This is a genomic window from Cobetia sp. MMG027, from assembly GCF_027947415.1.
Taxonomy (GTDB): domain Bacteria; phylum Pseudomonadota; class Gammaproteobacteria; order Pseudomonadales; family Halomonadaceae; genus Cobetia; species Cobetia marina.
The window spans coordinates 46,112-52,486 of sequence record NZ_JAQJIO010000016.1; the positions used below are offsets into that span (position 1 = coordinate 46,112).

At 62.6% G+C, this 6,375-nt stretch carries 7 protein-coding genes; 4 read left to right on the forward strand and 3 right to left on the reverse strand.

Annotated elements, in window-relative coordinates:
* Positions 1 to 90 precede the first annotated feature (90 nt).
* Positions 91 to 597, reverse strand: coding sequence for a 3'-5' exonuclease (locus PJK54_RS17375; RefSeq protein ID WP_271303473.1), 507 nt, complete (start codon positions 595 to 597; stop codon positions 91 to 93).
* A 192-nt stretch (positions 598 to 789) separates the two neighbouring features.
* On the reverse strand, positions 790 to 1,275 hold the full coding sequence (locus PJK54_RS17380; protein ID WP_077373534.1) for a tetratricopeptide repeat protein: 486 nt from the start codon (positions 1,273 to 1,275) through the stop codon (positions 790 to 792).
* A 314-nt stretch (positions 1,276 to 1,589) separates the two neighbouring features.
* On the opposite strand from PJK54_RS17380, the gene PJK54_RS17385 reads away from it, so the two are divergent.
* The 3 genes from PJK54_RS17385 (at position 1,590) to yaaA (ending at position 4,039) form a co-directional block, all read left to right on the forward strand.
* Positions 1,590 to 2,621, forward strand: a complete 1,032-nt coding sequence (locus PJK54_RS17385; protein WP_077373531.1) for an NADP(H)-dependent aldo-keto reductase — start codon at positions 1,590 to 1,592, stop codon at positions 2,619 to 2,621.
* 68 nt (positions 2,622 to 2,689) lie between these two features.
* The gene (locus tag PJK54_RS17390; RefSeq protein WP_077373528.1) at positions 2,690 to 3,142 is read left to right on the forward strand and encodes a DMT family transporter; all 453 of its coding nucleotides are present in this window, start codon (positions 2,690 to 2,692) and stop codon (positions 3,140 to 3,142) included.
* A 108-nt stretch (positions 3,143 to 3,250) separates the two neighbouring features.
* On the forward strand, positions 3,251 to 4,039 hold the full coding sequence (yaaA, locus tag PJK54_RS17395) for a peroxide stress protein YaaA (protein ID WP_271303474.1): 789 nt from the start codon (positions 3,251 to 3,253) through the stop codon (positions 4,037 to 4,039).
* A gap of 40 nt (positions 4,040 to 4,079) precedes the next feature.
* On the opposite strand, the gene PJK54_RS17400 is transcribed toward yaaA, so the two are convergent.
* The gene (locus tag PJK54_RS17400; protein ID WP_240499636.1) at positions 4,080 to 4,685 is read right to left on the reverse strand and encodes an isochorismatase family protein; all 606 of its coding nucleotides are present in this window, start codon (positions 4,683 to 4,685) and stop codon (positions 4,080 to 4,082) included.
* Between the two features lie 74 nt (positions 4,686 to 4,759).
* Here PJK54_RS17400 and PJK54_RS17405 point away from each other — a divergent pair, with 74 nt between their 5' ends.
* Complete coding sequence (locus PJK54_RS17405; protein WP_077373522.1) at positions 4,760 to 5,656, forward strand: Tim44 domain-containing protein; 897 nt, start codon at positions 4,760 to 4,762, stop codon at positions 5,654 to 5,656.
* Positions 5,657 to 6,375: the final 719 nt, after the last annotated feature.

Here is a 6,375-nt window from a genome sequence, read left to right on the forward strand (position 1 = left end):
GTCGTCGACTGGCAGAACGCAAGAAGGCAGCCCGATGGGCTGCCTTCTGCAGGGGCTTTCATGCCGGTCATCTTTCGCCGGACTGAACGCTCAGTCGTTGCGCTCGATGGCCTGGGCCTTCTGCCAGGTCAGTTGCAGCAGACGGGCATCATCTCCAGCGCGATGGCGCTGGATGCCGCCTTCGGCGATCACGGCTTCCTTGAGCTCGGCCCAGCGATTCAGCTGCTCCTCATCCAGCAGCCGGCGCAGCGCTTCCAGCCGGAAGTGCGGCAGCATGCCGGCATGATGGAACAGCAACGACAACCAGGTATTGTCGTAGCCCCAGCTGTCGCTGTACGCGATGCGTGTCTCGCTCAGCTCATCATTGATCCACTGCGCCACTTCCCGCACCGGGCGGCCTTCACGTGCCAATCGGGCGCGTGAAATGCCATGCAACAGCTCAGCCTTGGGGTCCCAGTGCACCCACTCTTCCAGCGGCTGGATGAGGAAGGCACAGCTGCTGCCATCGGTACGCGCCAGACCGATCTCGATCGGGTAGCTGCCGCGGCCAAAGCCGGAGGCTTCAATATCGAGCAGAATAGGCAGCGTCACACGCATCTCCCACGGTATCTCAGGCAGCCAAGGACCAGGCAAGAAGGGGTTGAATGTCTTCAGGTTACGGGAATTGCCCCCCGTTTGGCGAGTCCTGCTCATCCGGTTGGCATCAGAAGAGACGGAGACGACAGCGCCCTCACGAGGAGGGCGCTGTCAGAGGAGGCGATCGACGACGGCAGCAGCCGTCGGATTGGCTCAGTGGAGGGCGGCTTCGTCACCGCTGCGTGCATGCGCTTCCCAGTGCTCCGCCTTGTGCGGGCAGACCGCCAGTCCCAGCGAGCCTTCACGATAGGCACGTGCCAGGCGCTGCGCGGCAAGCGCATGATGACGCTCTGCCGCACGTGCATACCAGGTCACGGCCTTGGCCGGGTCACTCTGGTATTGCGCGCAGCCATGCTCGTAGATGCACCCTGCCTGGTACTGGGCATGGATGTCACCCGCCTGTGCCGCCTTGACGACGAAACGGGCACCCTTGGCCTTTTCCTGCGCCGAACTGCCGCGCTGGAACAGCATGTGGCCGTACAATGACAGCGCACCGGTATGACCGGCCTTGGCGCAGTGATTGAACAGACGCATGGTCAGACGATGCTTCTGCTGAGAGCCGGAAAGCCAGGAGGCGTGGAACAGACGCTCCGCCAGGCGGTATTTCAGTCCGGTCATCAGGGTTGAGGCCTGCGGCATGACGAGTAACCTTGAAACAGATAAGAGGGATGACGCCGTATCTGGCCCTTTCCTGAGCCTGCGACGCTGTTCTCCTTGCCAACGCTGTCAGTTTGCCCATGCGGGCGGCCTCGCGAGGCTGCTCCCCTGACAACGGGGCGCCAAGCATACTCGCGCAATCAGGGGGACTCAAGCCCGCCTTGTGGGTTTTTGTTACGCTGCTAATATGTGCGCCGTCCCGCGAGTGAAACCGCCGCCGTACCTGCCCTGACACACGCAGGCGACGCACGCTCGCCTTACCCGCTTTTGCCAACCACCCGACAGGGGAATCCTGCATGCAACGTAGAGCTCTAGGCCGCACCGGCATTGACGTGAGTCTGCTGTGCCTTGGCACCATGACCTTTGGTGAGCAGAACAGCGAAGCCGATGCCCACCAGCAGCTGGATCGTGCGCTCGATGCCGGCATCGACTTCATCGATACCGCCGAGATGTACCCTGTCCCGCCCAATGGCGAGACCCAGGGCCGCACCGAGCAGTACATCGGCAGCTGGCTGGCCGCACGCGGCAACCGTGATCAGGTCAAGATCGCCACCAAGGTCACCGGCCCGGGCATGGACTACCTCCGCGGTGGTTCACGCCTGACCCGCGAGCAGATCATCGCCGCCTGTGACGACAACCTGCGCCGTCTGGGCACCGATTACATCGACCTCTATCAGCTGCATTGGCCGGATCGCAAGACCAACTTCTTCGGCAAGCTGGGTTACCAGCCGGTGGAAGACGAGGACATGACGCCGCTGGAAGAAAGCCTCTCCGCGCTTGGCGAACTGGTCACCGCGGGCAAGATTCGCGCCGTGGGCCTGTCCAACGAGACGCCCTGGGGCGTGATGCAGTGCCTGAATCTGGCCGAGCGCCTGAATCTGCCGCGCGTCGCCAGCGTCCAGAATCCCTACAACCTGGTCAACCGCAGCTTTGAGGTCGGGCTGGCCGAGTTCGCGCACCGCGAAGATGTGGGCCTGCTCGCCTATTCGCCGCTGGCCTTCGGCACCCTGTCCGGCAAGTACCTGGATGGCGCCCGTCCGGAAGGTGCGCGTCTGACCCTGTTCGAGCGCTTCCAGCGCTACAACGCGGAGCCGGCCCAGCACGTCATCGCCTGCTACGTGGATATCGCACGCCGTCATGGCCTGAACCCGGCGCAGATGGCACTCGCCTTCGTCAACACGCGTCCGTTCCTGACCAGCAACATCATCGGTGCCACCACCATGCTGCAGCTGGAGAGCAACATCAAAAGCCTCGAGGTGGAACTGAGCGACGAGGTGCTGGCCGAGATCGAGATGATCCACAACACCGCGCCGAACCCCTGCCCCTGATCTGTCCCTGACGCGCAACCCGACAGGCCGGTCGTGATGACCGGCCTGTTCGTCTCCAAGGAAACCCCATGAATCCCGCTGAACTGAGCATGATTCTCATGGCCGTGGCCGCCGGTGCCATGATGCCGATCCAGGCCGGCGTCAATTCCACGCTGGCCCTGCAGACCCACAGTTCGCTCATGGCCGCCATGGTCAGCTTCGTGATCGGCTCGATCGCCCTGATCGGTATCGTGCTGGCCATGCGATTGCCCATGCCGGGTATTGGTGCCCTGAAAGCGGCTCCCTGGTGGAGCTGGACCGGTGGTCTGCTGGGGGCCTTCTTCGTGGCAGCCAGCGTGATCCTGGTACCCAAGCTGGGCGCGGCCACCATGATGGCCACCTTCCTGGCGGGCCAGCTGACGGCTTCGGTCGTTCTGGATCACTTCGGTTGGGCAACCTTCCCGCAGCATGATCTCTCGCTGGGGCGCGTGGCGGGCGTGCTGTTGCTGTTCGCTGGCGTCTTCCTGATCCGACGCTATTGATGCCTTTGGCGTCACGCATCGCAATCTATGGCCCCGATAGTCCCGACGGACTCGGGGCCATCTTGTCTGCCTGATATACTGAGACCTTTCCCCTGTCAGGAGGTCTTCATGCTGAGTGTGATTTCGCCCGCCAAGTCGCTGGATTTCGACAACGCCCCCGTGACCTCCCGTCATACCCAACCCGACTTTCTTGATCAGGCTCAACCACTGATCGATATCCTGCGCGAGCAATCACCGCAGGACATCGCAAGCCTCATGAAGCTTTCCGACAAGCTGGCCGGCCTCAATGCCGCTCGCTTTCAGGAATGGCAGCCCCCCTTCACGCCAGACAACGCCAAGCAGGCGGTACTGGCCTTTCAGGGAGATGTCTATCAGGGCATGGCGGCAGAAACGTTCAGCGAGGAAGAATTCGAGCGCGCGCAACACAGGCTGCGTATTCTCTCCGGCCTCTACGGGCTACTGCGCCCGCTGGATCTCATCCAGCCGTATCGCCTGGAGATGGGCACCCGCCTTAGCAACCCGGCCGGCAAGGACCTCTACGCCTACTGGCGCAAGACGCTGACGCCGGCACTGGAGCAGGCCGTCGAAGACAGTGGCACGCCGATACTGGTCAATCTGGCCTCCAACGAGTACTTCAAGGCCATCGACGCCAAGGCATTCCGCCACCGTATCGTGACGCCGGTCTTCAAGGACGAGAAGAACGGTCAGTCCAAGATCATCAGCTTCTACGCCAAGCGTGCACGCGGCCTGATGAGCGCCTGGATGCTCAAGCACGATATCGAGACGGCCGAGGACCTCAAGGACTTCGATGTGGCCGGCTACCGCTTCTCCAATGCCGCCTCAGAGGGCGATACGCTGGTCTTCACGCGCAGTGAAGCCGACGCGGCACGCGCCTGACGCGCGCCTTGCAGGTCGCCCTTGCAGGTCGCCCTGCGACTCACCCACCCAGCCCGGGGAAAGCCAGGTGCTCTCCTGCCCGGGGTTTGAGATAACGGCGATGAATATCGCCGAAAAGGACGTGATCCGCGCTTCCAAGCCATTCGTAAGCCACCATCTCGGCGCTGACGACACTGGCCCCCGCCGCCTCGCAGCGGGTCACTCCCAATGCTGCCTCACGCGGGCGGCGACTGGCGACACCATCAGCTACCAGCGCCACTCGATACCCCGCACCGCATAGTGACAGCACGGTCTGCATCACGCAGACATGCGCCTCGGCACCACATACCACCAGCTGATCACATCCGCTCTGCTCCAGCGCCTTTCGAAAATCCTGCGCCTCCAGCGCGCTGAAGCTGCGCTTGGTGAAGCAGCGGGTTCGCTCGCTTAGCAAGTGTGTCATGGGAGCACTTTCGCCCAGCTTGTCCGGACAGTGCTCCGTCAGCCACACGGGAATTTCCAGCGCCTGGGCGATACCGCCCAGCCAGATGGCACTGTTGATGGCTTCGGTTCCGCCACTCAGTACCGGCATCAGGCGGGCCTGAAAGTCGATCAGCAACAATAATGACCGCCTCGCCATCAGGTGTTGAGACTTTTCGTCGTCCATTGGTCCTCCCACGTCGATTCTGGGGCTAGAATGGGGCTTCCACTTACACGCTAGCGCATCCAAGGAGATCCCACATGCGCCATCTGTTCATCATGCTGATGGTCGGCTTGCTCGGCTTCGGTCTGAGCGTCGAACACGCGGAGGCCAAGCGCCTCGGCGGCGGCAAGAGTTTCGGTAGCTACTCACGATCCGCTGACAGCGGAAAATCCTCCAGCTCACTGTTTGGCAGCAACAAGGCCACCAACAGCAGCACTGCAGCGAAGTCCAAGCCCTCCAGCGGTCTGTCCAAGTTTGCCGGCCCGCTGGCAGGTCTGCTGGCAGGTGGTCTGCTGGCATCGCTGTTCTTCGGCGGCGCCTTCGATGGTCTGCGCATGACAGACTTCCTGATCATCGCGGTGATCGCCTTCATCGCCTTCAAGTTCCTGAGCGCGCGCAAGAAGGCCGCCATGGCGAGCGGCGGGCCGGCAGGCAGCGGTAGCGCCTCCCCCCGTCACGATGATCAGCCACGTAACGTGCAGGCACGTGAAGCGCACCAGGAGCAGGGCGAGTCGCTGGCGCCTGCTGGCGGTATCGGTGCAGGGCTGGGCGGCGGAGCTCCCGTCAGTGAGCCTGCCTGGTTCGACAAGGAACAATTCCTCGGTGGTGCCAAGGAGCACTTCATGACCCTGCAACGCGCCTGGGACAACAATGACCTGCCGCGCATCCAGGAATACGTGACGCCGGAGCTCTACAACATGCTGCGCGAAGAACGCGCTCAGCAGCCAGCCAACAACCGTACCGAAGTCGTGCGTCTGTTCGCTGAACTGGGCAGCGTGCAGGAAATCGGCAAGCAGGCGGAAGCGACAGTGCTGTTCCACGGCGTGCTCGACGAGAATGGCGAGCAGAACGAGTTCAACGAGACCTGGCACCTGGTCCGTGAGCTGCGCGATGGTGCAGACTGGTACATTCAGGGTATCGAGCAGAACAGCTAAACAGCTCCTCCCTCCCTGATGCGGTCTTCACACTGAGGACTCCATCAGATACCAGAGCGGCCGGATGATCACTCATCCGGCCGCTTTTTCATGCCTGCAAGGCAAGGAGCCAGACGGCAGACATAAAAAAACCGGCCACTGGGGAAGTGGCCGGCGGACTGGCTGCTCGACTGCAAGGCAGGAGTGCCATATCTCAAAAAGTCTGCTGATGGGATAGCACAGACAAGTTTCTAAGCAAGGGAACGTCGAAACTCACCTACTCAGAGTCTGGCATGACGCTTTAGTTCACCCTGATGAAGAAAAAGTCGAGCAACTCCGAGGTGCGCAACCCGCGACGCTTGACGCTCGATAAAGAGAAGCCGCCATAGCACTTCCTCCGCTCTCGGAAACAACGGACTCATGCGAGCCTCACGGCGCTCACGTGCATCACCCCGACAGTCGACACGATGTGAATACCCTGAGGAATCGTACAGCGAGGTTTCCACACCCTCTTGCTCTCTTGCCCCCTGCGACTCCCTGGAACTCTGCTCCCCGTCTACGGCTTCCCCTGGCAAGCACGACGCAGTCCTTCCTTTGTCTCTCTTCTCTTTCGTGCCACTTTTTCCGCGCACAAAGAGAACCGGCCCCCCCCCCGGGGGGGCGGGGGGGGGGGGGGGGGGGGGGGGGCGCGGGGGGGCGGGGGGGGGGCGGGGGGGGCGGGGGGGGGGGCGGGCGGGGGC